Annotated in this window: 19 protein-coding genes; 13 read left to right on the top strand and 6 right to left on the bottom strand. The window is 68.2% G+C overall.

Annotation, left to right across the window (positions count from 1 at the left end; translation table 11 throughout):
• Position 1 precedes the first annotated feature (1 nt).
• Together mutM and B9Y82_RS20095 are read left to right on the top strand one after the other, a co-directional pair.
• Positions 2 to 814 (top strand): bifunctional DNA-formamidopyrimidine glycosylase/DNA-(apurinic or apyrimidinic site) lyase, encoded by an 813-nt coding sequence (gene mutM / locus B9Y82_RS20100; protein WP_100475075.1) that lies wholly within the window; start codon positions 2 to 4, stop codon positions 812 to 814.
• A 106-nt stretch (positions 815 to 920) separates the two neighbouring features.
• A complete protein-coding gene (locus B9Y82_RS20095) occupies positions 921 to 2525 on the top strand; it encodes a glucan biosynthesis protein (RefSeq protein ID WP_100475074.1) in 1605 nt (534 codons plus the stop codon).
• A gap of 588 nt (positions 2526 to 3113) precedes the next feature.
• Here B9Y82_RS20095 and B9Y82_RS20085 read toward each other — a convergent pair.
• Together B9Y82_RS20085 and B9Y82_RS20080 are read right to left on the bottom strand one after the other, a co-directional pair.
• Positions 3114 to 3734: a thymidine kinase gene (locus B9Y82_RS20085; RefSeq protein WP_008264720.1), complete on the bottom strand. Its 621-nt coding sequence runs from the start codon at positions 3732 to 3734 to the stop codon at positions 3114 to 3116.
• 261 nt (positions 3735 to 3995) lie between these two features.
• Positions 3996 to 4664 carry an SEL1-like repeat protein gene (locus tag B9Y82_RS20080; RefSeq protein ID WP_100475073.1) on the bottom strand — a complete coding sequence of 223 codons (669 nt, stop codon included), beginning with the start codon at positions 4662 to 4664 and terminating at the stop codon, positions 3996 to 3998.
• Positions 4665 to 4763: 99 nt separating this feature from the next.
• On the opposite strand from B9Y82_RS20080, the gene B9Y82_RS20075 reads away from it, so the two are divergent.
• Both B9Y82_RS20075 and B9Y82_RS20070 read left to right on the top strand, forming a co-directional pair.
• Complete coding sequence (locus B9Y82_RS20075; protein WP_100475072.1) at positions 4764 to 6740, top strand: UvrD-helicase domain-containing protein; 1977 nt, start codon at positions 4764 to 4766, stop codon at positions 6738 to 6740.
• A 115-nt stretch (positions 6741 to 6855) separates the two neighbouring features.
• Positions 6856 to 7380, top strand: coding sequence for a GNAT family N-acetyltransferase (locus B9Y82_RS20070; RefSeq protein WP_100475071.1), 525 nt, complete (start codon positions 6856 to 6858; stop codon positions 7378 to 7380).
• 38 nt (positions 7381 to 7418) lie between these two features.
• Here the strand turns inward: B9Y82_RS20070 and B9Y82_RS20065 are convergent, their stop codons facing one another.
• Entirely contained in the window at positions 7419 to 8069 is a 651-nt protein-coding gene (locus B9Y82_RS20065; RefSeq protein ID WP_100475070.1) for a YceH family protein, read from the bottom strand.
• A gap of 101 nt (positions 8070 to 8170) precedes the next feature.
• Here B9Y82_RS20065 and B9Y82_RS20060 point away from each other — a divergent pair, with 101 nt between their 5' ends.
• The 5 genes from B9Y82_RS20060 to plsB all read left to right on the top strand — a co-directional run bounded on the left by B9Y82_RS20060 (position 8171) and on the right by plsB (position 14762).
• Positions 8171 to 9094 carry a 5'-nucleotidase, lipoprotein e(P4) family gene (locus B9Y82_RS20060; protein ID WP_100475069.1) on the top strand — a complete coding sequence of 308 codons (924 nt, stop codon included), beginning with the start codon at positions 8171 to 8173 and terminating at the stop codon, positions 9092 to 9094.
• Positions 9091 to 9816, top strand: coding sequence for an orotidine-5'-phosphate decarboxylase (gene pyrF, locus B9Y82_RS20055; protein WP_100475068.1), 726 nt, complete (start codon positions 9091 to 9093; stop codon positions 9814 to 9816). Before B9Y82_RS20060 ends, pyrF begins: the two co-directional genes overlap by 4 nt.
• A gap of 218 nt (positions 9817 to 10034) precedes the next feature.
• Complete coding sequence (locus tag B9Y82_RS20050) at positions 10035 to 10856, top strand: S1 family peptidase (protein ID WP_100475067.1); 822 nt, start codon at positions 10035 to 10037, stop codon at positions 10854 to 10856.
• Positions 10857 to 11172: 316 nt separating this feature from the next.
• The gene (locus B9Y82_RS20045) at positions 11173 to 12126 is read left to right on the top strand and encodes a hypothetical protein (protein WP_100475066.1); all 954 of its coding nucleotides are present in this window, start codon (positions 11173 to 11175) and stop codon (positions 12124 to 12126) included.
• Positions 12126 to 14762: a glycerol-3-phosphate 1-O-acyltransferase PlsB gene (gene plsB, locus B9Y82_RS20040; RefSeq protein WP_100475065.1), complete on the top strand. Its 2637-nt coding sequence runs from the start codon at positions 12126 to 12128 to the stop codon at positions 14760 to 14762. Before B9Y82_RS20045 ends, plsB begins: the two co-directional genes overlap by 1 nt.
• A 121-nt stretch (positions 14763 to 14883) precedes the next feature.
• Here the strand turns inward: plsB and B9Y82_RS20035 are convergent, their stop codons facing one another.
• Entirely contained in the window at positions 14884 to 15087 is a 204-nt protein-coding gene (locus B9Y82_RS20035) for a YdcH family protein (protein WP_100475064.1), read from the bottom strand.
• Positions 15088 to 15179: 92 nt separating this feature from the next.
• On the opposite strand from B9Y82_RS20035, the gene ttcA reads away from it, so the two are divergent.
• Genes ttcA through B9Y82_RS20020 form a run of 3 tightly spaced genes read left to right on the top strand, consistent with a single transcriptional unit; the run spans position 15180 to position 17881 of the window.
• On the top strand, positions 15180 to 16100 hold the full coding sequence (gene ttcA / locus B9Y82_RS20030; RefSeq protein ID WP_202908139.1) for a tRNA 2-thiocytidine(32) synthetase TtcA: 921 nt from the start codon (positions 15180 to 15182) through the stop codon (positions 16098 to 16100).
• A gap of 36 nt (positions 16101 to 16136) precedes the next feature.
• Positions 16137 to 17042, top strand: coding sequence for a recombination-associated protein RdgC (locus B9Y82_RS20025; RefSeq protein ID WP_005411825.1), 906 nt, complete (start codon positions 16137 to 16139; stop codon positions 17040 to 17042).
• 59 nt (positions 17043 to 17101) lie between these two features.
• Positions 17102 to 17881 carry a M48 family metallopeptidase gene (locus B9Y82_RS20020; RefSeq protein ID WP_100475062.1) on the top strand — a complete coding sequence of 260 codons (780 nt, stop codon included), beginning with the start codon at positions 17102 to 17104 and terminating at the stop codon, positions 17879 to 17881.
• A 408-nt stretch (positions 17882 to 18289) separates the two neighbouring features.
• Here the strand turns inward: B9Y82_RS20020 and B9Y82_RS20015 are convergent, their stop codons facing one another.
• A complete protein-coding gene (locus B9Y82_RS20015) occupies positions 18290 to 19156 on the bottom strand; it encodes a methylglyoxal synthase (protein ID WP_100475061.1) in 867 nt (288 codons plus the stop codon).
• A 167-nt stretch (positions 19157 to 19323) separates the two neighbouring features.
• On the opposite strand from B9Y82_RS20015, the gene B9Y82_RS20010 reads away from it, so the two are divergent.
• Entirely contained in the window at positions 19324 to 21732 is a 2409-nt protein-coding gene (locus B9Y82_RS20010; protein WP_100475060.1) for an ATP-binding protein, read from the top strand.
• On the opposite strand, the gene B9Y82_RS20005 is transcribed toward B9Y82_RS20010, so the two are convergent.
• Positions 21718 to 23163: an FAD-dependent oxidoreductase gene (locus tag B9Y82_RS20005; protein WP_100475059.1), complete on the bottom strand. Its 1446-nt coding sequence runs from the start codon at positions 23161 to 23163 to the stop codon at positions 21718 to 21720. The two genes, B9Y82_RS20010 and B9Y82_RS20005, sit on opposite strands and share 15 nt — an antisense overlap.
• Positions 23164 to 23207: the final 44 nt, after the last annotated feature.

Raw genomic sequence — 23207 nt, 5'->3', positions numbered from 1 at the left:
CATGCCTGAACTGCCCGAAGTAGAAACCACCCGCCGCGGCCTGGCGCCGCACCTGCAGGGCCGCCGCGTGCATGGGGTGATCCTGCGCCGTGCCGACCTGCGTTGGCCGATTCCGCCGGAAGTGGCCGCGCTGCTGCCCGGGCAACGTATCGAGGACATCCGCCGGCGCGCCAAGTACCTGCTGCTGGATACCGCCATCGGCAGCGCGGTGCTGCACCTGGGAATGTCCGGCAGCCTGCGCGTGCTGCCCGGTGACACGCCACTGCGCGCCCACGACCATGTGGATATCAGCCTGGACAACGGCCGCCTGCTGCGCTTCAACGACCCGCGCCGCTTCGGCAGCCTGCTGTGGCAGCCGGCCGGCGAGATCCACCCGCTACTGCAGGGGCTGGGACCGGAACCGCTGGACGAGGCATTCGATGGCGACTACCTGTTTGCCCGCAGCCGTGGCCGCAGCGCGCCGGTGAAGACCTTCCTGATGGACCAGGCGGTAGTGGTGGGCGTGGGCAACATCTACGCCGCCGAAAGCCTGTTCAAGGCCGGCATCAGTCCGCTGCGCGAAGCAGGAAAGATCTCGCGCGAACGCTACCAGCGGCTGGCCGACGCGGTGAAGGAGATCCTGGGCTACGCCATCACCCGCGGCGGCACCACCCTGCGCGATTTCATCAGTCCTGACGGCGCGCCGGGCTACTTCGAACAGGAACTGCTGGTATACGGCCGTGACGGGCTGCCCTGCCCGAACTGTGGCCGCCCGCTGAAGCACGCCACCATCGGCCAGCGCGCCAGCGTCTGGTGCGGCCACTGCCAGCGCTGAGCCGGGCCGCCAGCGGCAGCTGAACGGGCAGGGCGCGTCTCCGCTGCCCGTTAACGTTTGTCTGCCTATGATGGCCGACCTTCCTCCCTGTACCTGACGCGCCTGCATGCAACGACGCGACTTCATCCGCAATGCCTTCCTCGCCCTGGCTGCATTCGGCCTGCCGTCCCTACCCGCGTGCGCGGCCAGCAAGAGCGGCCAGATGGGCCTGCGCCGCCTCGGCCAGCCGCAGCCGTTCGACTTCGCCGCCCTGAAGGGCCAGGCACGCGCGCTGGCACAGGCGCCCTACAAGAGCCACAAGCGGGTGCTGCCGGGCCGGCTGGAAGGCCTGGACTGGGACCAGTACCAGTCGATCGGCTACCGCCAGGACCATGCCCTGTGGGCCGACCAGCCGGGCAAGTTCCAGGCCAAGTTCTTCCATCTGGGCCTGTACTTCCACTCGCCGGTACGCATGTTCGACGTGGTCGACGGCAAGGCGCAGGAGCTGGCCTATGACGGCGCGGCGTTCAACTACGGCAAGAGCGGCATCAAGGATGGCGAGTTGCCGGCGGACCTCGGTTTCGCTGGTTTCCGCCTGAACACCCGCAAGGACACCGACCGCGACTTCGCCGCCTTCCTCGGCGCCAGCTACTTCCGCGCAGTCGGCAAGGAAGGCCAGTACGGCCAGTCCGCACGTGGCCTGGCGATTGACACCGGCATGGGCAAGCCGGAGGAATTCCCGGACTTCATCGCCTATTACCTGGAACAGCCGTCGGCCGATTCGGAGACGATCGTGGTCTACGGCCTGCTGGATTCGCCGAGCGTGGCCGGTGCTTACCGCTTCGCGATCACCAATGGCGACGTGCTGCTGATGGACATCGACAGTGCGCTTTACCCGCGCAAGGCGATCGAGCGGTTGGGCATTGCGCCGTGCACCAGCATGTACCAGGTGGGCGAGAACGACCGCCGCATGGCATGGGACTGGCGCCCGGAGATCCACGATACCGATGGCCTGTCGCTGTGGACCGGTGCCGGCGAATGGATCTGGCGCCCGCTGCTGAACCCGCGCAACCTGCGCTTCAACATGTTCGTGGACCGCAACCCGCGCGGCTTCGGCCTGCTGCAGCGCGACCGCAATTTCGACCATTACCAGGACGATGGCGTGTTCTACGAGAAGCGCCCGTGCCTGTGGGTGGAGCCGAAGGGCGAATGGGGCGAGGGCTCGGTGCAGCTGGTGGAGATTCCCACCGTGGACGAGACCTTCGACAACATCGTGGCGTTCTGGAACCCGAAGGAAAAGCCGCAGCCCGGCCAGGAGCTGCTGGTCGGCTACCGCCTGTACTGGGGCGCCGAACCGCCGGCGCGCCCGCCGCTGGCGCACTGCGTGGCCAGCCGTACCGGCCTGGGCGGTGTGGTCGGCAAGAAGCGCGAGTACTTCAGCTGGCGCTTTGCGGTGGACTTCGAAGGGGGGGAACTGGCCAGCCTGATCGACAAGGGCGAGGTCGAAGCGGTGGTGGAAACCAGCCGTGGCCGGGTCGAGATCGTATCGGCGCGCCCGCTGCGCGAGATCAACGGCTACCGCGCGATGTTCGACCTGGTGCCGCCGGAAGGCAGCACCGAGCAGATCGACATCCGCCTGTTCCTGCGCAGTGGCGGCAAGACGCTTACGGAAACGTGGCTGTACCAGTACACCCCGCCGCCGGCGGGTGCGCCGGAGCGCACGCTGTACTAAGGGGGGATGGGTTTGCAGGGCTTGCAGCCCTGCACCTGCACAACGCAACGTCAACGTCAAAAGCCTGCATTCCGTGGGATGGCGGGGTGGGTCCGGTGGCGGGAGACGCCGTAAACCCATCCCTGGGGGCTTGGCCGCGGCATCCATGCCGCGGACACTCCCGCCACCGGACCCACCCCGCCTTCGACAGTTCTGCGCGATCTGTGGGAACAGCTCGTGGGGTCAGATCCGTTTTCCTACGGAAAACGGATCTGACCCCGGATTCATTTCGATATCTGACAGATGTGTCGACCAAGGTCGACACCCACCAACAGCCGCAGCGATCTGTCAGAGGCGGGGCGGTGTCGGAGTGCGGGGTGTCAGCCGCATGGGCCCGAGGCATGCCTCGGGCGGGTTGGGCAGGACGCCCAACCCCGGTCTTGCCGTGTGCGCAGGACTGCGCACACGAGCAAGCGGCTGCCAAGCCTACACGGACGTACTTGCGGCGTCCCCGCAATCCGACACCGCCCCGCCAACCCACGGAATGCCCGCTGTTGCTGTTGCTTTGGCCTCTGCAGGTGCAGGGCGCAGCCCTGCAAAAGAACCCCCTTACAGCGGCAGGGGTGCCTGCGCCGGATCGATCCGCCCTTCGCCGCGGGTGATCTTCTTGAACTCGGCACGGCTGACCGACACGTAGCGGTCGTTGCCACCGATCTCCACCTGTGGGCCGTCCTGTACCGCGTGGCCGTGCTCGTCCACGCGCACGGTCATCGTTGCCTTCTTGCCGCTGTGACAGATGGTCTTGATTTCCTGCATCTCGTCGGCCCAGGCCAGCAGGTACTGGCTGCCTTCGAACAGCTCGCCGCGGAAGTCGGTGCGCAGCCCGTAGCACAGCACCGGAATGCGCAGCTGGTCGACCACCTCGCTGAGCTGCCAGACCTGCGCGCGGGTCAGGAACTGCGCCTCATCCACCAGCACGCAGCCCATGGGGCCGTTGGCTGCCAGATCCTGTTCCACCCACCGCTGCAGGTCGGTGTCGCGGTCGAAGGCCATGCCATCGGCGCGCAGGCCGATGCGCGAGGCGACCACGCCGGCGCCGGCACGGTCGTCCAGGCGCGGGGTCAGGATCGCCACCCGCATGCCGCGCTCGCGGTAGTTGTGTGCGCTCTGCAGCAGGGTGGTGGTCTTGCCGGCGTTCATCGCCGAGTAGTAGAAGTAGAGCTTGGCCATCGCCCAATTCTAGTCGCCGCCCGGCCCGCCGTCGCGGATCTGCCGGGGAGCGCCGATCTCGATGCTGGGCGGTAGCCGGTGTTCTGCCAGGTCTGCTCCTGCAGGCTCAAGCAGGCGGCCGGTTTCCCGAAGGTGCCGTGGTAGTAGTCATCGCCGGTGACCGGCCGGCTGGCCTTCGGCCCGTACCCGATGCCGCTGCGCCGTAACCAGCCGCTGCCAGTAGCACCGACACGAAGGCATCGATGGCACGGCAGGTGCGGCTCATCGCCCGGCTCTGGCCAGTTCCTCGTCCTGCCATTGCCGGTAGGCCACCGGGTCCCAGTAACGGGCCTGCTGGTGCTTCTCCGGTTGCAGCACGCGGGGCCCGGCATCGCCGCGGCCCTGGCTGCGCATGGCGCCGCTCCAGCCGGCGCGGCTGCCGGTCTGCTGCATGCTGCCGGCCCGTAGTTCGCGCTCAAGCCGCGGCGTCGCGGCGGGGTCGCCGAATTCGGCGTACAGCGAGCGGCCCTCGCGCACCGCGCGCTCGCGCTCGTCCGGTGACAGCGCCTCCCAGAAGCGTTCGCGCTGTGCCACCAGCCATTCGGTGCCACGCTCGGCAGCCAGATCCATCCACGCATAGCCCAGGGCGCGGTCGGCGGGGCCGCCTTGCCCGTTCCACAGCATGTCGGCCAGCGCCGCCTGTGACAGCTTGTCGCCATAGCGCGCGGCATTGCGGAAGTTGTTGCGGGCTTCTTCGTCCCGGCCCCGTTCGCGGGCCTCCACGCCCAGCTGGCGGAAGCGCAGGTCCGGGTGGTGGACGAGGAACCCGTGCGACTGCAGCACGACCGTTTCATAGGCATCCGTGCGCGGCGGCCCCGACCCGGCCGCGGGCATGGCCAGCAGGCCCAGCAGGGCAGCCGCAAGCGGCCGGGCAATGACATTCGAGGACATGGACCACGCTCCTGTGTTCCGGTGCCGATTCAATACCTTACGGCCGGGCACCACGCAAGTCAGGTGCGCCTTCCGGCACCCCGCTACAATCCTGTCCCCATGCACGGTCTGAATCCTCCCCAAGCTGCCGCGGTCCTGCACGTCGAAGGCCCGTTGCTGGTGCTCGCCGGCGCCGGCAGCGGCAAGACGCGCGTGATCGTGGAGAAGATCGCCCACCTGATCAGCTGTGGCCGCTACCCGGCCCGCCGCATCGCCGCGATCACCTTCACCAACAAGTCGGCCAAGGAAATGCGCGAGCGCGTGGCCAAGCGCCTGCGCGAGCAGGACGCCGACGAGGTGACCATCTGCACCTTCCATGCGCTGGGCCTGAAGTTCCTGCAGATCGAACATGCCGCCGTCGGCCTGAAGCGCGGCTTCTCGATCTTCGATGCCGATGATGCCGCCGCGCAGATCAAGGACCTGATGTACGGCGCCAAGCCCGATGACATCGAGGACATGAAGAACCTGGTGTCGCGCGCGAAGAACGCCGGCCTGTCGCCCGAACAGGCGATGGCTGCCGCGCGCAGCAACCGCGAGAAGGAAGCGGCCAGCGTCTACGAGCGTTACCAGCTGCGCTTGACTGCGTTCAATGCGGTCGACTTCGACGACCTGATCCGTTTGCCGGTGCAGATCCTGGAAGAGAACCCCGAGATCGCCCTGGCCTGGCGCGAGCGCATCGGCTACCTGCTGGTGGACGAATGCCAGGACACCAACGACGCGCAGTACCGCCTGCTCAAGCAGCTGGCCGGTGAGAAGGGCAACTTCACCTGCGTGGGCGACGATGACCAGTCGATCTACGCCTGGCGTGGCGCCAACCCGGAAAACCTGCAGCAGATGGGGCGTGATTACCCCGCGCTGGAGATCATCAAGCTGGAGCAGAACTACCGCTGCTCCAACCGCGTGCTGCGCGCGGCCAATGCGTTGATCGCCAACAATCCGCACGAGCACCTGAAGAAGCTGTGGAGCGACCAGGCCGACGGCGAGCGCATCCGCGTATGGGAATGCCGCAACAGCGAACATGAAGCGGAGAAGGTCGCTGCGGAGATCGCCTTCGTGGCGCAATCGCGCAACGTGCCGTGGAGCGACTTCTGCATCCTGTTCCGTGGCAACTTCCAGTCGCGCCCGCTGGAAAAGGCGATGCAGCTGCTGCGCATCCCCTACCACCTGACCGGCGGCACCATGTTCCTGGAGCGCCAGGAAGTGAAGGACACGCTGGCCTGGCTGCGCCTGCTGGTGAACCCGGACGACGACACCGCGTTCATGCGTGCGGTGCAGTCACCCAAGCGCGACGTCGGTGCCGGCACGCTGGCCAAGCTGGCCGAACTGGCGCAGGAAAAGGACATGCCGATGGCGCAGGCCGCCGAGGCGATCGGCGCGCTGCAGCAGCTGCCACCGCGCGCGGCCAACAGCCTGGCGCGCTTCACCGACATCCTGCGCGACCTGCGTGCGCAGACCCGCCAGGTCAGCTCCGGCGACATGATCCGCAAGGTGGCCAAGGAATCAGGGTTGTTGAGTGAGCTGCGCCAGCAGGCCAAGGAAGAGGCCAGCTACCAGCGCCGTGCCAACAACATCGAGGAACTGGCGCAGTGGTTCGAAAGCGGCCCGCGCGGTGCCACCGCCGCCGATCTGGCCGGCCAGCTGGCGCTGCTGTCGCGCAGCGACAAGGACGAGGGCGGCAACCAGGTGCGCATGATGACCATGCACGCTTCCAAGGGCCTGGAGTTCCCGTACGTGTTCATCGTTGGCTGCGAGGACGGCGTGCTGCCGCACCAGGTCAGCCTGGACGAGGGCAATCTGCAGGAAGAGCGTCGCCTGCTTTACGTGGGCATCACCCGCGCCAAGATCCAGCTGTGGATGAGTTACAGCAAGCTGACCCGCAAGTTCGGCGAGCACGTGCGGTTGAAGCCGAGCCGGTTCTTCGAGGAGATTCCGGCCGAGGAGATCCAGCGCGATGGTGCTGACCCGGTGGCCGATGCGGCACGCAAGAAGGAGCGGGCGAGTGCCGGGTTGGCGGCGATCGAGGCGTTGTTCGATTGACCCGGGGTCGGATCCTGTCCCGCAGGGAAGGGCTCTGACCCCAGGGCCGCCCTCAGGGGTCACAGCCCTTCGCATTGCGAAGGGATCCGACCCTCCAGTTCACGGAGGTCTGTGCATGCATCCCATTGAAAGCGAACGCCTGCGCCTGCGCGCGATCGAGCCCGACCGCGATGCGGCGCCGATGCTGGCGCTGTTGAATGATCCAGGCTTCGTGCGCTTCATCGGTGACCGCAACGTGCGCAGCGAGGAGCAGGCGCGTGAGTACATCGCGCTGCGGGTGCTGCACAGCTACGCGTTGAACGGGTTCGGCATGTATGCCATCGAGCGATTGGCCGATGGCGCGTGGCTGGGCAATGCCGGGCTGGTGCGGCGTGATGGCCTGCCGGGGCCGGATATTGGTTATGCGGTGCTGTCCGAATTCGCCGGGCAGGGCTATGCCGGTGAGGCGGCGCGGGCGGTGTTCGCGCATGCGCGCGCTGAACTGGGCCTGCAGGATCTGTATGGCATTACTGATCTGGACAACGTGGTGTCCGGGAAGATCCTGCTGGGCCTGGGCATGCAGGAACGCGGGGTGATCCAGCTGCCGGGCGTGGACAGCCCGAGCCGGTTGTACGCCACGCCGGGCGCGGCCGAGGTTTGATGGTGGTGGGTGCCGACCGTTGGTCGGCACCCACTCCTTCAGCCGCGCAGTTCAGCCAGTTGCGCCTGCAGTTCGGCCACGGCCGCTTCCAGCTGGGCCACGCGCTCGGCCAGGCCCGGGTCGTTGGCCTCGCTGCCACCACCGCTGCTGGCGTACCTGGCGGCCAGTGCCGCGCCGTCCACTTCGCCGCACAGCAGGTGCATGTAGCGGTCTTCGCGCTGGCCGCTGGCGCGCGGCAGCACCACCAGCAGCGCGCGCTGCTGCAGGCGCTCGATGGCATGGCGGGCCTCGTCGATGTCGGCGAAGCGGTGCAGGCGCTCGCTGCGCGTCACCAGCTCGCCCAGGGTCTGCGGCCCGCGCAGCAGCAGCATCGCCAGCAGCACGGTCTGCTGCCGGGTCAGGTCCAGCGCGGCCTGCAGGCGGTGCTCGTAGCGGTCGGCGCGCGAAGAGAAGTGCTGGCGGGCCAGGCCCAGCGTCTCCAGCTGGCGCAGGGCGTGCTGCACGCTGCCGGCGTCGACGTTCATCACCGGCTCGCGGGCGGTCTTCTGGTTGGCGGCCGACTGCGCCGCGTTGACCGTCAGTGGGTAGGTATCCGGGGTGGTCGCCTCCTTCTCCACCAGGCAGCCCAGCAGGCGGGCCTGCACGGCGTCGAGCAGGGGGACGTCGGGGGTCTGGGCGGAATCGGTCATGGCGGCCTCCGGAAGGGCAACGGGTCAACCGCCAAGCATAGCCGTCCCCGGGCCGGCTTTGCCGGTAAAATGCGCCGGTATATCTGATTGCCGGTGAACCCATGCGTCGTCCCGTTTCCCTGTCCCTGACCCTGCTCGCCACCGCGGCGCTGGGCCTGTCCGCCTGCAAGCGCGTGGAGGCGCCTGCCGCTGAAGCAACTGCCGCGCAGGCCCCGGCCGCCGCCGCCAAGGTTGATGGCGCGCGTGATGCGACCGCCAACGACAACCTCAACGCGGTGCTGTGGATGCAGCGCGCGCAGGAGTACAAGGCGATCACCGAGCAGACCTACCGTGCCGCCGCCGACCACCTGGATGCGGCGCTGAAGGAAGCCCACTGGGACGCGCTGGTGCCGGAAGAGCGCGGCAACGAGGCCAAGGGCCTGAAGCCGGCCGTGGTGCTGGACGTGGACGAGACCGTGCTGGACAACTCGCCCTACCAGGCGCGCCTGGTGCGCGACGGCAAGGAATACGACGAGCTGACCTGGGACCAGTGGGTGGCCGAAAAGAAGGCCAAGGCGATCCCCGGCGTGGTTGATTTCGCCAAGGCCGCCAACGCCAAGGGCGTGACCCTGCTGTACATCTCCAACCGCGCCGTGCACCTGAAGGACGCAACCCTGGCCAACCTGCGCGAACAAGGCCTGCCGGTGGCCGACGACAGCGTGTTCCTCGGCCTGGGCACGGTGGTGCCGGGTTGCGAGCAGAGTGGCAGCGAGAAGAACTGCCGCCGCCGCCTGGCCGGGCAGAAGTACCGCGTGCTGATGCAGTTCGGCGACCAGCTGGGTGACTTCGTGGAAGTGACCGCCAACACCAATGAAGGCCGCGACGCCCTGCTGCAGCAGTACCACGACTGGTTCGGCGAGCGCTGGTGGATGCTGCCGAACCCGACCTACGGCGGCTTCGAGCCGGCGCAGTTCAACAACGACTACAGCCAGTCGCGCCAGGCTCGCCACGACGCCAAGCGCGCCGCCCTGGACTACGCACCGTGAGCCGCGCACCGCTGCCGCTGCGCGATGACGAGCGCCTGATCTTCGCGCTGGACGTGCCTGACCGCGCGCAGGCGCTGGAGTGGGTCGATCGCCTCGGCGACAGCGTGGCGTTCTACAAGATCGGCATGGAACTGCTCGCCTCCGGCGAGTACTTCCAGGTGCTCGATGAACTGGCCCGCCGCGACAAGCGCGTGTTCGTCGACCTGAAGTTCTTCGACATCCCGGCCACCGCTGCGGCGGTGATCAAGCGCCTGTCGCAGTGGCCGGTCAGCTACGCCACCATCCATGGCTGGCACCCGGCGATGATGGAAGCCTGCGCGGCCGCCAACGGCAGCGACATGCGCCTGCTGGCGGTGACCGTGCTGACTTCGATGGGTCGCACCGACCTGGCGCAGATGGGCATCGACCGTGAACCGGTGGACGTGGTGGTCGAGCGCGCGCTGGCCGCCCAGGCGGCCGGCATTGATGGCGTGATCGCCTCGGGCCAGGAAGCCGGCCCGATCCGCGCCGCGACCGGCGCCGGGTTCTCGATCGTCTGCCCAGGCATCCGTCCCGGTGGCCCGGTCGGCGATGACCAGAAACGTACTGTTGGCGTGGCGCAGGCCTTTGCCGATGGCGCCGATGCCATCGTGGTCGGCCGCCCGATCCGCCTGGCGGCCGATCCGCAGGCCGCAGCGCGGGCGATCCAGCAGGAGATCGCGTCGGCTCTGGCTGCACGCTGAGCCCGGCGCCGACGCCGGTCACGCCGGTACCACGAACGCCATCCCGATCCATGCGGGATGGCGTTCGCATTTGTGGGTCTGCGCCTGTCGCAGGCAGCGCAATGCACCGGAACTGTGCGGGCGTTCGCGCTGTGGGCCTCACCACTGCTCCTCAATCGATGCACCGGCACGGACCGCGGCCGTGCCGGTTCCAACCATCGCTAGAGGAGTACAGGGATATGTATCGCAGCACCTCTTTGTTCATCGGCCTGCTGTTGGCCGCATCTGCCGTACCCGCCATCGCTGCGCCGCAGGTTCGCGAAGCACCGCGCATCATTGGCGGTGAAGCGGCCCCGGCCGGCGAGTACCCGTTCATGGTCAGCATCCAGGGCATCTCCGGCGGCGATTCGGATCATGACCGCCACTTCTGCGGGGGCACCCTCATCTCACCGTCGTGGGTGTTGACGGCCGCGCATTGCATGCAGGGGGAATCGCCTGGCGGCATCGCCGTTGTCGGCAACACCACTGCCCTGTCTACTGAAGCCTCGCCCCGCGCCTCCAACGTCAAGGCGATCCACGTCCATCCTGCATTCAACAGCGGTAATTCGCTGGAGCACGACGTGGCCCTGATCCAGCTCAGCACACCCGTGGACGGTGTACAGCCGGTGGCACTGCGGTTGCGGCCCGACGCCAGCTACCTCAAGCCGGGCCGCGAATTCACGGTGATCGGCTGGGGAGACACCGACATCGGCGATGGCCGGGTCTACCCGACCCAGCTGCAGACCGTGCAGGTGCCGTTCGTGGCGTTCAATGAATGCCAGCAGGCCTATGGCGGGGAACTGTCGCGCGGCAAGGTGATCTGCGCCGGCCGCGAGGGCATGGATAGCTGCCAGGCGGATTCCGGAGGCCCCTTGCTGCTGCGCCTGCGTGAAGGCTGGACCCAGTTCGGTGTCGTCAGTTGGGGTGAGGGTTGCGCGCTGGCCGGCTACCCGGGGGTTTATGCCCGAATCGCCGAAAAACACGCCGTAGATTTCATTGAATCCGTCTGGCAGCACGATTGATTCAATAAAATCAATAACATACATACTATTACGTGAAGTGTTGCCTTAACTTGAAGGGCAGCGTAGGATCGCCGCCATCCGGTCCTCGGACCGGACATGTGCCACACCACTGTCCCCCGGCCTCGTGCCGGTTTGAAGAGCCTGCGATCCCCGTGATCCGGGCTCTTTTTTTATGCCGGCGGCGGCTCTGGGGTCAGATCCCTTCTGCCCGCGGCAGAAGGGATCTGACCCCCTTGGCCGAAAACCGTGACCGCGCGGCTTGCCGCTGTCACGTCGCAGGCCGCAAGATGCGGGCCGGTCCGGGGAGTCCGATTGCATGAGCGTGGCGGTGCGAGGAAGGTCTGCGCGTGGATGGGGGCTGGTGGCCATGCTGCTGCTGGCCGTGGCGGCGTGCCGCGAGTCTGCCAACGATCCGGCCAGCCCGGCGGCCGAGCCGGTGGCTGCGGTGCAGGCGATGGCGTTGCGCCTGGCCGAAGATGATCTGGTCGGCTACGCAAAGCTGTCGGTACCGCCGGGCCAGTACCAGCGCCTGCAACAGGCCTGGGCCGAGGGCCACAGCCAGTGGCCGCTGACCGAGCTGCCGCTGGGGGACCAGCTGCTGCCGATGCTGGCCGCGCTGCGCAAGCCCGATGCCAGCGCCGAACTGCAGCGCAGCTTCGACCGCCAGCTGGCCGGCCAGGCCAGCGCTGTGCGCCAGGCTGCGCAGTCGATGGGCAACTTCGGCGTGCAGTACCTGCGCCATCAGAAGGGCTACACCCCCGGCCAGCAGGCCCATTACATCGCCCTGGTCGAAACCCTCGCCGGGTGGGCGCAGGGCGCGCCGATCAGTGACCGCGCCCGCGCGCGCAGCACCATCGCCGCGCTGGTCGGCGCGGCCGGCAAGGTCGGCTTCGATGACGAGGCAGGCCTGCAGGCCGCGGGCATGGAAGGCAGCCTGCAGCAGCTGGCGCCGTTCATCCACACTCTCAAGGCGGTGCTGGGCAGCTACGGGCTGGCCGTGGACGACGCGCTGCGCAGCGTGCGGGGCGAGCTGCTCTCGGTGGAGGGCGACAATGCGCTGGTACGCCTGCACTACGACCTGGCCGGGCGCGAGATGACCCTGCAGCTGCCACTGAGCCGGCGCGAGGGCCACTGGTACCTGACCCGTACCCTGGCCGACACCGACGCGTTGCTGCGCAAGGCTGACGCGGCCCGCGCTGCTGCGTCGCCGGCACCGGCGCAAGCCCCCGCCGAGGGTGGGGAAGCGGCAACGCCGCCGCCTAAGCCATAATGGCGCCGATGTCGAAACAGAACCCGCTGCCGTTCCCCGGCGAAGAATCCCAGTCGACGCCCGCCGATACGGTGCCGGCGTCCCCCTCGACCGGTACCGGCCCGAACCCGGTACCGCCACCCGCGCACGCGCGTCCGGCCGGTCGCCGCCCGCTGTGGGCGCGCCTGCTCGGCCGCCTGGTCGAGCCGTGGCTGTCGCTGAAGATCGAACCGGAAGACCCGGGCCAGTACAACGATGGCCGCCCGGTCATGTACGTGCTGGAAGACTACGGCCTGTCCAACGCGCTGATCCTGGACAAGGCCTGCCGCCAGGCCGGCCTGCCGTCGCCGCTGGTGCCGCTGGCCGGTGACCCGACCGGCCGCAAGCGCGCCTACCTGGCCCTGTCGCGGCGCAGCTCCAGCAATTCGCTGATTCCCGAACAGCGCGGCGCGAAGACCCACTCCGATTCGCTGGCCAAGGTCCTGCAGGCACACCGCGTGCGCGATGACCTGGACGTGCACCTGGTGCCGGTGTCGATCTTCGTCGGTCGCGCACCGGACAAGCAGAGCGGTTGGTTCGCGGTGCTGTTCTCGGAAAACTGGGCACTGGTCGGCCGCTTCCGCCGCCTGCTGGCGGTGTTGCTCAACGGCCGCAGCACCATCGTCCGCTTCGCCCCGCCGATCTCGCTGCGCAGCACCGTGGACGAAGGCCTGGAGCCGGAACGCACGGTACGCAAGCTGCAGCGCGTGCTGCGTACGCACTTCCGCCGCATCCGTGAATCGGTGATCGGCCCCGACCTGTCGACCCGGCGCCTGCTGGTGGACCAGGTGCTGGCCGCCGAGCCGGTACGCGAAGCCATTGCCGCACAGGCCAAGCGCGACAACTCGAAGCCGGCCGATGCCTGGAAGAAGGCGCACGCCTACGCCTGGGAAATCGCCGCGGACTATTCCAGCCCGGTGGTGCGCTCGGCCAGCTTCATGCTCAGCCACGTGTGGAACCGCATCTATGCGGGCGTGCTGGTGCATCACCTGGACAAGTTCAAGGCCGCCGCGCCGGGCCACGAAGTGGTCTACGTGCCCAGCCACCGCAGCCACATGGACTACCTGCTGCTGTCCTACCTGCTGTACGACCGTGGCATCGTGCCGCCGCACATCGTGGCCGGCATCAACCTGAACCTGCCGGTGGTCGGCACCCTGCTGCGCAAGGGCGGTGCGTTCTTCATCCGCCGCTCGATCCGTGGCAACGCGCTGTACTCGGCGGTGCTCAGCGAATACGTCGCGCAGCTGGTGGCCGGTGGCTACTCGCTGGAGTACTTCGTCGAAGGCGGCCGCTCGCGTACCGGCCGCCTGCTGCAGCCCAAGGGCGGCATGATCTCGATGACGCTGCGCGCATTCCTGCGCCAGCCGCGCAAGCCGGTGCTGTTCCAGCCCGTCTACATCGGCTACGAGAAGCTGATGGAAGGTGGCAGCTACCTGGACGAACTGTCCGGCCGGCCGAAGGAAAAGGAATCGATCTGGTCGTTGCTGTGGGGCATCCCCAAGGTGCTCAAGCAGAACTACGGCCAGGTGGTGGTGAACTTCGGCGAGCCGATTGCGCTGAACGACGTGCTGGCCGAGAAGGCGCCGGAGTGGAAGGGCGAGGCGGTGTCCGAGGATGAGAAGCCGGCCTGGCTGTCGACCACGGTGGATACGCTGGCCGAACGCATCCAGGTGCGCATCAACGGCGCCGCCGACGTCAACCCGATCAACCTGCTGGCGCTGGCCCTGCTGTCCACGCCAAAGCATGCGATGGGTGAGGCCGACCTGATCGCGCAGATCGAACTGTGCAAGACCCTGCTGGTCGAGATGCCGTACTCGGACCGGGTGACGGTGACCCCGCACTCGCCGGAGCGGATCATCGCCCATGCCGAGGAAATCAACGTCCTCACCCGCATCAAGCATCCGCTGGGCGATGTGCTCAGCGTCAGCGGCGACACCGCGGTGCTGCTGAGCTACTTCCGCAACAATGTGCTGCACCTGTTCACCGCCTCGTCGTGGGTAGCCTGCTGCTTCCAGAACAACCGCCGCATGAGCCGCACCGGCCTGGTCCAGCTGGGCCGCACGGTGTACCCGTTCCTGCAGGCCGAGCTGTTCCTGCCGTGGAGCGAGGACGAGTTCGCCCAGCGCATCGACCAGACCATCGATGTGTTCGTGCGCGAGGGCCTGCTGCAGAACGTCAACGATGACGACGGCGGCATCCTGACGCGCAATACGGGGCAGACCGACGAGGTGTTCCGCCTGCGTGCGATCGGCCATTCGCTGCAGCAGGCGTTCGAGCGCTACTACATCGCCATTTCGGTGCTGGTGAAGAACGGCCCCGGCGTGCTCGGCGCCGCCGAGCTGGAAAGCCTGTGCCAGCAGGCCGCGCAGCGGTTGAGCCTGCTGTACGCACCGGCGGCGCCGGAGTTCTTCGATCGCGCCCTGTTCCGCGGCTTCATCCAGAAGCTGCGCGAACTGCGCCTGGTGTGGCCGGATGAAAACAGCAAGCTGCTGTTCGACGAACGCCTGGATGCCTGGGCCAAGGATGCCAAGTTCATCCTGGGCCGCGAGCTGCGCCACACCATCGAGCGGGTCAGCCCGGAAGCGGCTCGCCCGGACGAGCCTGCGCCGCAGGATTGACGGCAGCGCTGGGCCAGGCCCGGCTCGGCGGGTGGAAACCCTGTGGGGAGGTGTGGACCTTGTTCCGCACCCCTTCCACCCGTGCCAACCCAGGTTGGCACCCCCATGGATGGGCCGTCGGTCAGGCCGGTTCGTCGGGAATCTGCAGGCTCTCCAGCCTGGCGATGCAGTCCTTCAGCTGCAGCTTGCGCCGCTTCAGGCGCTTGGACTCCAGCTCGTCCTCGCCGTTGGCGGCCATGCGGGTGATCTGTTCATCCAGCAGGCGGTGCTCGGCGCGCAGGGCGGCGAGGTGCTCGGCGATCTCGGCGGGGCTGTAGGTGTCCACAGCCTCCGAGCATACACAGCGATGATGACCGCCGGGAGAGGGGAATCCCCGCCCCCGGCCGGGGCCGGCTCCGAGCCGTTAGAATGGAACCCATGAGTGCCGTGATTTCCCTTCCCGATCCCCAGCCGCGCGTCGCCCGTGATCCGCGCGTGGCCGAGCGCGAGCAGCACAAGCTGGCCAAGCGCCTGCGCCGCCAGGTTGGCGAGGCGATTGCCGACTTCGGCATGATCGAAGCCGGCGACAAGGTCATGGTCTGCCTGTCCGGCGGCAAGGACAGCTACACCCTGCTGGACGTGCTGCTGCAGCTGCAGAAGAAGGCGCCGGTGCCGTTCGAGCTGGTGGCGGTGAACCTGGACCAGAAGCAGCCGGACTTCCCCGAGCACGTGCTGCCGGCGTACCTGGCCGGGCTGGGCGCGCCGTACCACATCATCGAGCAGGACACCTATTCGGTGGTCAGCCGGGTCATTCCGGAAGGCAAGACCATGTGTTCACTGTGCTCGCGCCTGCGTCGTGGCGCGCTGTACAACTACGCCGAAGCCCATGGCTTCACCAAGATCGCGCTGGGCCACCACCGCGACGACATGGTGGCCACCTTCTTCATGAACCTGTTCCACCACGCCAAGCTGTCGGGCATGCCGCCGAAGCTGCGCAGCGATGACGGCAAGCATGTGGTGATCCGGCCGCTGGCCTACGTGCGCGAGAGCGACATCGTCGACTACGCGCAGGCTCGCCAGTTCCCGATCATTCCCTGCAACCTGTGCGGCAGCCAGGAGAACCTGCAGCGCCGCCAGGTCGGCCTGATGCTGAAGCAGTGGGAAAAGGACCACCCGGGCCGCATCGAGCAGATCGCGCGTGCCATGGGCGAAGTCCGGCCCTCGCAGCTGGCCGACACCACCCTGTTCGACTTCATGGCGCTGGGCCGTCGCGACGACGCGCCGCTGCCCGATGCCCATGCCTGGCTGGCCGGCTCCACGGCCGACGCCGACGCAGATCCCGAGACGCCCACCGTTTAAGGTCGGTCGCCCTTCCCCTTTGCCATCCGGAATTCCATGTTCTTTCGCAACCTGACGTTCTTCCGTTTCCCGACCACCACCGATTTTTCCGAAGTCGACACCCTGCTGCCGCACGCCCTGCTGAAGCCGGTCGGCGCGCTGGAAATGAATTCGCGCGGCTTCATCTCGCCGTTCGGCCGCGAGGAGAAGGAACTGCTCTCCCACCGCATCGCCGAACACCTGTGGCTGACCGTGGGCGGCGAGGACAAGATCCTGCCGGCGGCGGTGGTCAATGACCTGCTCGAGCGCAAGCTGGAGGAGATCGAGGAGAAGGAAGGCCGTCGCCCGGGTGGCCGCGAGCGCAAGCGCATGAAGGACGACCTGCTGCATGAACTGCTGCCGCGCGCCTTCGTGAAGTCATCGCGCAATGACGCCTTCATCGACCTGCAGCACGGCTACGTCGCGGTGGATACCTCCAGCCGCAAGACCGGCGAGTACTTCATGTCCGACATCCGCGGCCTGCTTGGCAGCTTCCCGGCAATGCCGCTGAACGCCGAAGTCGCGCCGCGCTCGATCCTGACCGGCTGGATCGCCGGCGAGCCGCTGCCGACCGGGCTGAGCTTGGGCGAAGAGTGCGAGATGAAGGATCCGGTGGAAGGCGGCGCAGTCGTCAAGTGCCAGCACCAGGAACTGCGCTGCGACGAGATCGACAAGCACCTGGACGCCGGCAAGCAGGTGACCAAGCTGGCGCTGATCTTCGAGGACAACCTGTCGTTCGTGATCGGCGACGACCTGATCGTGCGCAAGCTGAAGTTCCTCGATGGCGCGCTGGACCAGCTGGAGCATGCCGACGAAGACGGCCGCCGCGCCGAGTTCGACGCCCGCTTCGCGCTGCAGAGCGCCGAGATCCGCCGCCTGTTCCTGTTGCTGGAAGAAGCCTTCAAGCTCAGCAAGGCTGACTGAACAGGCACCCCGTGCGCCGCCGGTCATCCGGCGGCTCGAACCAGCGCTATGCTGGGCGCATGAGCCGTCTGCTGCGCCGCCTGATCTCGCCGACCCCGCCCGCCACCGTGCAGCGCGACACCGTTCGCCTGCGCCTGGAGGATGCCGAGATCGAGGTGCTGCGCGTGCGTGATCCGCGTGCACGCCGGATCAAGCTGAGCGTGGACGAACGCGGTGCACGCTTGACCCTGCCGCCGCGGGCCAGCCTGGTGATGGGCGAGCGTTTCCTGGAACAGCACCGCGACTGGTTGGCGCTGCAGCTGCGCCAGTACCAGAGCCAGGGCCTGCCGGCCCCGCTGCAGCCCGGCGAGGACGGCGTACTGCCACTGCGCGGCGAACTGCTGCCGTTGCGCTGGCAGGAAGGCCGCTATGCGCGGTTGGAGATCGACGCGCGGGGCGCCTGCGTGCAGTGGCCGACCCGTGCCGGCGATGCCACCCTGCGCCGCCTGCTGCGCGAGTTCTACGAAGCACAGACCCGTGCCGATGTCGGCCGCTGGCTGCCGAAATACCTGCCCACCCTGCCACGTGCACCCAGCCGCCTGCGGCTGAAGGTGATGTCCTCGCAGTGGGGCTCGTTGGCCCCCGACGGCAGCATGGCACTGGACCTGGCACTGGTGCTGGGGCGCCCTGAAGCATTCGAGTACGTGCTGGTGCACGAACTCTGCCACCTGATCCAGCCGAATCATTCGCCCGCGTTCTGGCAGGAAGTGGAACAACGCTTCCCCGCCTGGCGCGAACAGCGCGATTACTTCCAGCTCGAAGGCCGACGCTTGAAAGCTATGCTCCGGCAACTGCTGTAGCGCCAGCGCTACAGCAGTTGCCCACGCATTCTTCCTCTACCCCCGCCTTCGGCGCACCCCTTCAACAGAAGGGGCTTCACTCCAGAGCGTGTGCTGAGCAGTCGAGCAAGCTCGACGCTACACAGTGAAGAACAACAACTCCGCGGAATGGGAGCGCGCCGCAGAGCGCGCGCAGCGCGCGACTCGCTTTCGCTCCTGCTCTTCTTTCTTTCTTCCGTGGTGGGCACACCGGAAACTGTCCGTGGCCGGGCGGGGTGGGTTGCGCAGGGGCGTGAGCCGCATGGATGCGGCGACCGAGCCTACAAGGACGTACTTGCAGCGACCCCTGCGCAATCCACCCCGCCCGGCCGAGCACGGCTTCTGATTTGAACGACCCACCACGAGGGGCTCAGCCGTTGGCCGAAACCCTCACCCCGCCCGCAACGCCGCCGCCGCCGCCCAGCGCGCCGCCACCCGCGGCGCCGTGATGCACACCGCCTGGTCGGTCACCGTCGTCACCGCGCGCTCCAGCAGCTGGATATCGGCCTCGTGCTGGCGTGCCACATGCGGGTCCTCGAAGAAGATCGCGCGCTGGCAGCGCCCCTCCAGCACCCGGTCGGCAATCTGTGCATCGCCGCCCATCGGGCCACTCTGGTAACGCGTCACCCACGGCGTATCGCTGGGCCAACCACGGCTCCAGGCCAGCTCGTTCAAGCGCTGGCCGGTGGTGCCCGTCGCAACGCGTTGGCCAAACCGGGCCAGCACATCGAAGTGTTCATCGGCGAAGGCCAGCATTGCCGGCTTCATCGCATCATGCGCGATCAGCGCCAGCGTCTGTGCCTGGAAGGCATGCAGGTCGTCGGCACCGGCATCGGCAGCGAGCCCGGCGTGGATGCGCTCCACCTCGATCCAGTCGCGAGCGGTGGCCACGGTGGAAATGAACGGCTTGCCGTGGATCACGCACTGCCGCTTGAGCGCGGTCGCTTCCGGAAACACCGAGGACGGATCGACAGGGTCGATCAGGTAGATCGCACCATCCAGTGTCCGCTCCGGCCCCATGCCGACCACCTCGGCCACCAGTTTCATCAGGCCGCCCTCGCGGCCATAGGGATACCGGTGCAGGCCACCGTAGCCGGCCAGGAAGCCCTGCCGTTCGATCGCATCGTGGGTGCGCCCGACCGCATGCAATGACACCCCCAGCTCGCGCAGGCCTGCCTCGCTGGCACGCAGCCAACGGAACAGCGCGGCGCGCGCATCGTGGTGATGGAGACGGTTGGCGGCCAGGCCGATACGCATCGAGCGCTCCGTTGGGGCAGGTAGAAGCGGCAGTGTATGTCGGCATTCGCCGGTGCGGATGCTTTTCAAATTTTTCTCATTGTCGCGGGGGACTGCCTCGCTAGCGTGGCTGGCAGCGGTACCGCTGCGCGGCCGTGGTTCCTGCCCGCGATATGAGGACGTCTACCGTGAATGTCGCCGGCCGCCGCGCCGCCGCCGCTGTCATGGCATTGCTGTCGCTGCCCGGCATCGCGGCTGCATCCGGCTGTACGAGCCCCTTGCAGGTGGCATGGCGCTCCGATCGGGCGCCGTTGTCATACAGCCTGCAGGGCGAGGTTGCGGGACTGGCCGCAGGTTACCTGCCGCTGTTGGGCACGCCGTCGCCGCCGCATGCCAAGCCGCTGCCCGCTGCGGTGCTCACCGAGGGCTCGCTGCCGGCCGGCACCCAGGTGCTGCTGGGCTGGCCGCGAGCGCAGCTGCCGCCCGACTGGGTGGCCAGCAGGGCCTACCTGGAGGTGCCACAGGTGATCGTGCGGCGTGAGGGCGCCGCTGCCGTGCTGGGGCTGGAGGGCCTGCGTGGCCGCAGCGTGGCCAGTCCGGACAGGGTGCCGCTGGGCGCATTGCTGGCCGAGCAGGCCCCGGGGGCGCAGCTGCTGGCACCTGCGCCGCTGGACCACGCGCTGTCACTGCTGCGCGCCGGGGTGGTCGACGCCGTGGTCGCCAATCTCGCTGAAGTGGAAGCCGCGCTCCGCGCAGAGCCCGGCGACTCCCTGGTGATCGCGGCACCCGCGGGCTTCGGCGATGCGCTGGTACTCGCGGCTGTGCCGGCCTGTGCCGAAGTGGTGGCCGCTTTCGACCGGCAGCTGCTGCAGGAGGGCGATGCGCACCGCGCATCGAACCGCAGCACCTGGCTGCCGGACCTGCCACGCGCGCGGCCCACCGGGTCGGCACTGCGCTGGCTGGTGCCGGCGTCGCTGATCCTGCTCGCGCTCTTTCTGCTGCATGCCTTCGGCTACTGGCGCGTGCACCGCGAGAGCGTGCGCCGCCGCGTGCTGGAGCAGCGGCTGCACGACGTCACCGCGAACCTGCCGGCGGTGGTCTACCAGGCCCGCCGTTCGGCAACCGGCCATTACAGCCTGGCGCAGATCGCCGGCGACGTGCAGGCGCTGTTCGGGGTGGGCGTGGAGACCGCGCGGATCGACCATCTGCAGCTGCTGGCCGCGGTACATGCCGACGATCGCAGCCGGGTGATGGCGTGCATCGAAGCTGCCGCGCTGGTGCGCGGTCCGATCGACGTTACCTTCCGCACCCGGTCGGCGCAGGGCTGGCGCTGGGTCCGTTCGCAGGGACGGCCGCTGCAGTGCGATGACAGCAGCGTGGAGTGGAGCGGCTACTGGATGGATGTCAGCGAAGCACAGGCGCGTGCAGCGGCGCTGGCCGAGGCACGCCGCGCGGCCGAGCAGGCGGCGCTGGCCAAGAGCCACTTCCTGGCGACCATGAGCCACCAGATCCGCACGCCGATGAGCACCCTGCTGGGCATGCTGGAGCGGCTGGCGGGCAGCAACGTGGACGCGGGCCAGCGGCAGGTGCTGACCACGGTGGGTGACGCGGCACAGATGCTGCGGCAGATCCTCGACGATGTGCTGCACAGCCAGCGCCTGCAGCCCGCGCCGCTGCAGCTGCGGCCGACCGACCTGGCGGCGCTGGTGCGTGCGGTGCAGCAGCTGTTGATGCCCGTCGCGGCCAGCCGCGGCCTGAACCTGCACAGCGAGATCGACCCGGCGCTGCAGCCGTGGTCGCTGGCCGATGGGCTGCGCCTGCGGCAGGTCCTGTTCAACCTGGCCGGCAATGCACTCAAGTTCACCCTGCAGGGAAGCGTGGTGCTGCAGGTCCATGTGCTGCAGCAGCGCGATGGCGGCCAGCAGTTGCGCCTGCAGGTGACCGATACGGGCGTGGGCATCAGCGTGGAGCGGCAGCAGGCAGTGTTCGCCGCCTACGAACAGGCCGAGACCTCGACCACGCGCCGCTTCGGTGGCAGCGGGCTGGGACTGTCGATCTGCCGCGAGCTGGCGGCATCGATGGGGGGGCAGCTGCACCTGCGCAGCGCACCGGGCAAGGGCACCACCGTATGGCTGGAGCTGGCCCTGGCGGCCTGTGCGGCACCGGCGGCGGTACCGGTGCTCGCGACGGCCGCGCCACGACTGCTGCCGCCGGCGCGGGTGCTGGTTGTCGAAGACCATCCGACCAACCTGCAGTTGCTGGAACAACGCCTGTGCGAACTGGGGCTGCAGGTGCATGCCTGTGGCGATGGGCGGCAGGCTTGGGAGGCGTGGCAGGTGCAGCCCTTCGATCTGGTGATCACCGACTGCCATATGCCGCACATGGACGGCTTCGCGCTGGCACGCGCGATCCGCGGCGATGCCTGCGCCATCCGTGCGCAGGTCCCGATCATCGCGTTGACCGCCAGCGTGCTGGAGCGCACGCGCGAGGCCTGCCGTGATGCGGGCATCGACCATTTCCTGGCCAAGCCGGTGGAGGCGCGCGAACTGCGCGCGATCCTTGAAATGCTGCTGTTGCCGGACTCAGTGCGCCAATAGGCGGACGATGCTGGCAGCGGCATCGCGGCCCTCGGCCACGGCGGTCACCACCAGGTCGGCACCGCGTACCGCGTCGCCACCGGCGAACAGGCGCGGATGCGCGGTCTGGAACGGCAGGCGGTCCTTGCCACCGGCGACGATGCGGCCATTGGACTGGCCTTCCACGCCCAGTTCGGCCAGCCACGCCGGCACGCTCGGCGAGAAGCCGAAGGCAATGATCACCACGTCCGCCTCCAGCAGCGATTCACTGCCTTCGATCGGCACCGCGTTCTGGCGGCCGTTGGCATCGGGCTCGCCCAGGCGGGTTTCGACCACCGTCACGCCGATCACTTCGTCATCGGCACCGGCTTCGATCGACAGCGGCTGGCGGTTGAACAGGAAGCGCACGCCTTCTTCGCGCGCATTGGCCACCTCGCGCGCGCTGCCGGGCATGTTGGCCTCGTCGCGGCGATAGGCACAGGTGACCTTGGCCGCGCCCAGGCGCACGGCGCTGCGCACGCAGTCCATGCCGGTATCGCCGCCTCCGAGCACCACCACGCGCTTGCCGTTGAGGTCGGGCAGGGCGATGGTATCTTCCCAGCCGGCAATCGGCCGGCCCTTCGGGTCATCGCCGCCGACGATGCGGCTGTTCTGCACCAGGAACGGCAGTGCCGGCAGCACGCCCTTCAGGTCCTGGCCGTCGAGGCCACCATCGGTGTAGCGGTAGGCGCCGGTGCCGACGAACACCGCATCATGGATCTCCAGCAGCTGCTGCACGCTGGTATCGCGCCCGATCTCCACGCCGAGGCGGAACTGCACGCCCATGCCCTCCAGTACCTCGCGGCGGCGATGGATCACGTCCTTGTCCAGCTTGAAGCTGGGGATGCCGAACTGCAGCAGGCCGCCGATCTGCTCATAGCGGTCATAGACCACCGCGGCGATGCCGGCCCGCGCCAGGCGATCGGCGCAGGCCAGGCCGGCGGGGCCGGCGCCAATCACCGCCACGCTGTGGCCGGTCGGCTGCACCGCAGCCAGGTCTGGACGCCAGCCGCTGGCCAGCGCGGTATCGACGATGTACTTCTCCACCGCCCCGATGGTGACCGCACCGAACTCTTCCAGCGTGCAGCTGCCCTCGCACAGGCGATCCTGCGGGCAGACCCGGCCGCACACCTCCGGCAGCGGGTTGGTGCTGTGGCACAGCGTGGCCGCTTCGTGGATGCGGTTCTCCTGCACCAGCTGCAGCCACTGCGGAATGGCGTTGTGCACCGGGCACTTCCAGCTGCAGTACGGGTTGCCGCAATCCAGGCAGCGACCGGCCTGGTACTGGGCATCTTCCTTGCCGAACTTTCCGTACAGCTCGCCCCAATCGCCGGACGTGCGCAGTTCCACCGGGATGCGCTGCGGCATGGTGCGGGGCAGGTCGAGGAACTGGAAGGCGTGCTTGCGGCTCATGGCGGGCTCTGGAATGCGAGGGGGAACGTTGCCGGCCAGCGGCC

This window comes from Stenotrophomonas maltophilia (assembly GCF_002799155.1).
In the GTDB taxonomy this organism is placed as follows: domain Bacteria; phylum Pseudomonadota; class Gammaproteobacteria; order Xanthomonadales; family Xanthomonadaceae; genus Stenotrophomonas; species Stenotrophomonas maltophilia_R.
Note: the sequence above shows the minus strand (reverse complement) of the source record. Positions and strands in the feature narration are given on the sequence as shown.

What these genes read in the sequence shown, in the direction of transcription:
- mutM (WP_100475075.1), top strand. Translation starts at nt 2, where the DNA reads ATGCCTGAACTGCCCGAAGTAGAAACCACCCGCCGCGGCCTGGCGCCG.
- B9Y82_RS20095 (WP_100475074.1), top strand. Translation starts at nt 921, where the DNA reads ATGCAACGACGCGACTTCATCCGCAATGCCTTCCTCGCCCTGGCTGCA.
- B9Y82_RS20085 (WP_008264720.1), bottom strand. Translation starts at nt 3,734, where the DNA reads ATGGCCAAGCTCTACTTCTACTACTCGGCGATGAACGCCGGCAAGACC.
- B9Y82_RS20080 (WP_100475073.1), bottom strand. Translation starts at nt 4,664, where the DNA reads ATGTCCTCGAATGTCATTGCCCGGCCGCTTGCGGCTGCCCTGCTGGGC.
- B9Y82_RS20075 (WP_100475072.1), top strand. Translation starts at nt 4,764, where the DNA reads ATGCACGGTCTGAATCCTCCCCAAGCTGCCGCGGTCCTGCACGTCGAA.
- B9Y82_RS20070 (WP_100475071.1), top strand. Translation starts at nt 6,856, where the DNA reads ATGCATCCCATTGAAAGCGAACGCCTGCGCCTGCGCGCGATCGAGCCC.
- B9Y82_RS20065 (WP_100475070.1), bottom strand. Translation starts at nt 8,069, where the DNA reads ATGACCGATTCCGCCCAGACCCCCGACGTCCCCCTGCTCGACGCCGTG.
- B9Y82_RS20060 (WP_100475069.1), top strand. Translation starts at nt 8,171, where the DNA reads ATGCGTCGTCCCGTTTCCCTGTCCCTGACCCTGCTCGCCACCGCGGCG.
- B9Y82_RS20050 (WP_100475067.1), top strand. Translation starts at nt 10,035, where the DNA reads ATGTATCGCAGCACCTCTTTGTTCATCGGCCTGCTGTTGGCCGCATCT.
- B9Y82_RS20045 (WP_100475066.1), top strand. Translation starts at nt 11,173, where the DNA reads ATGAGCGTGGCGGTGCGAGGAAGGTCTGCGCGTGGATGGGGGCTGGTG.
- plsB (WP_100475065.1), top strand. Translation starts at nt 12,126, where the DNA reads ATGGCGCCGATGTCGAAACAGAACCCGCTGCCGTTCCCCGGCGAAGAA.
- ttcA (WP_202908139.1), top strand. Translation starts at nt 15,180, where the DNA reads ATGAGTGCCGTGATTTCCCTTCCCGATCCCCAGCCGCGCGTCGCCCGT.
- B9Y82_RS20025 (WP_005411825.1), top strand. Translation starts at nt 16,137, where the DNA reads ATGTTCTTTCGCAACCTGACGTTCTTCCGTTTCCCGACCACCACCGAT.
- B9Y82_RS20020 (WP_100475062.1), top strand. Translation starts at nt 17,102, where the DNA reads ATGAGCCGTCTGCTGCGCCGCCTGATCTCGCCGACCCCGCCCGCCACC.
- B9Y82_RS20015 (WP_100475061.1), bottom strand. Translation starts at nt 19,156, where the DNA reads ATGCGTATCGGCCTGGCCGCCAACCGTCTCCATCACCACGATGCGCGC.
- B9Y82_RS20005 (WP_100475059.1), bottom strand. Translation starts at nt 23,163, where the DNA reads ATGAGCCGCAAGCACGCCTTCCAGTTCCTCGACCTGCCCCGCACCATG.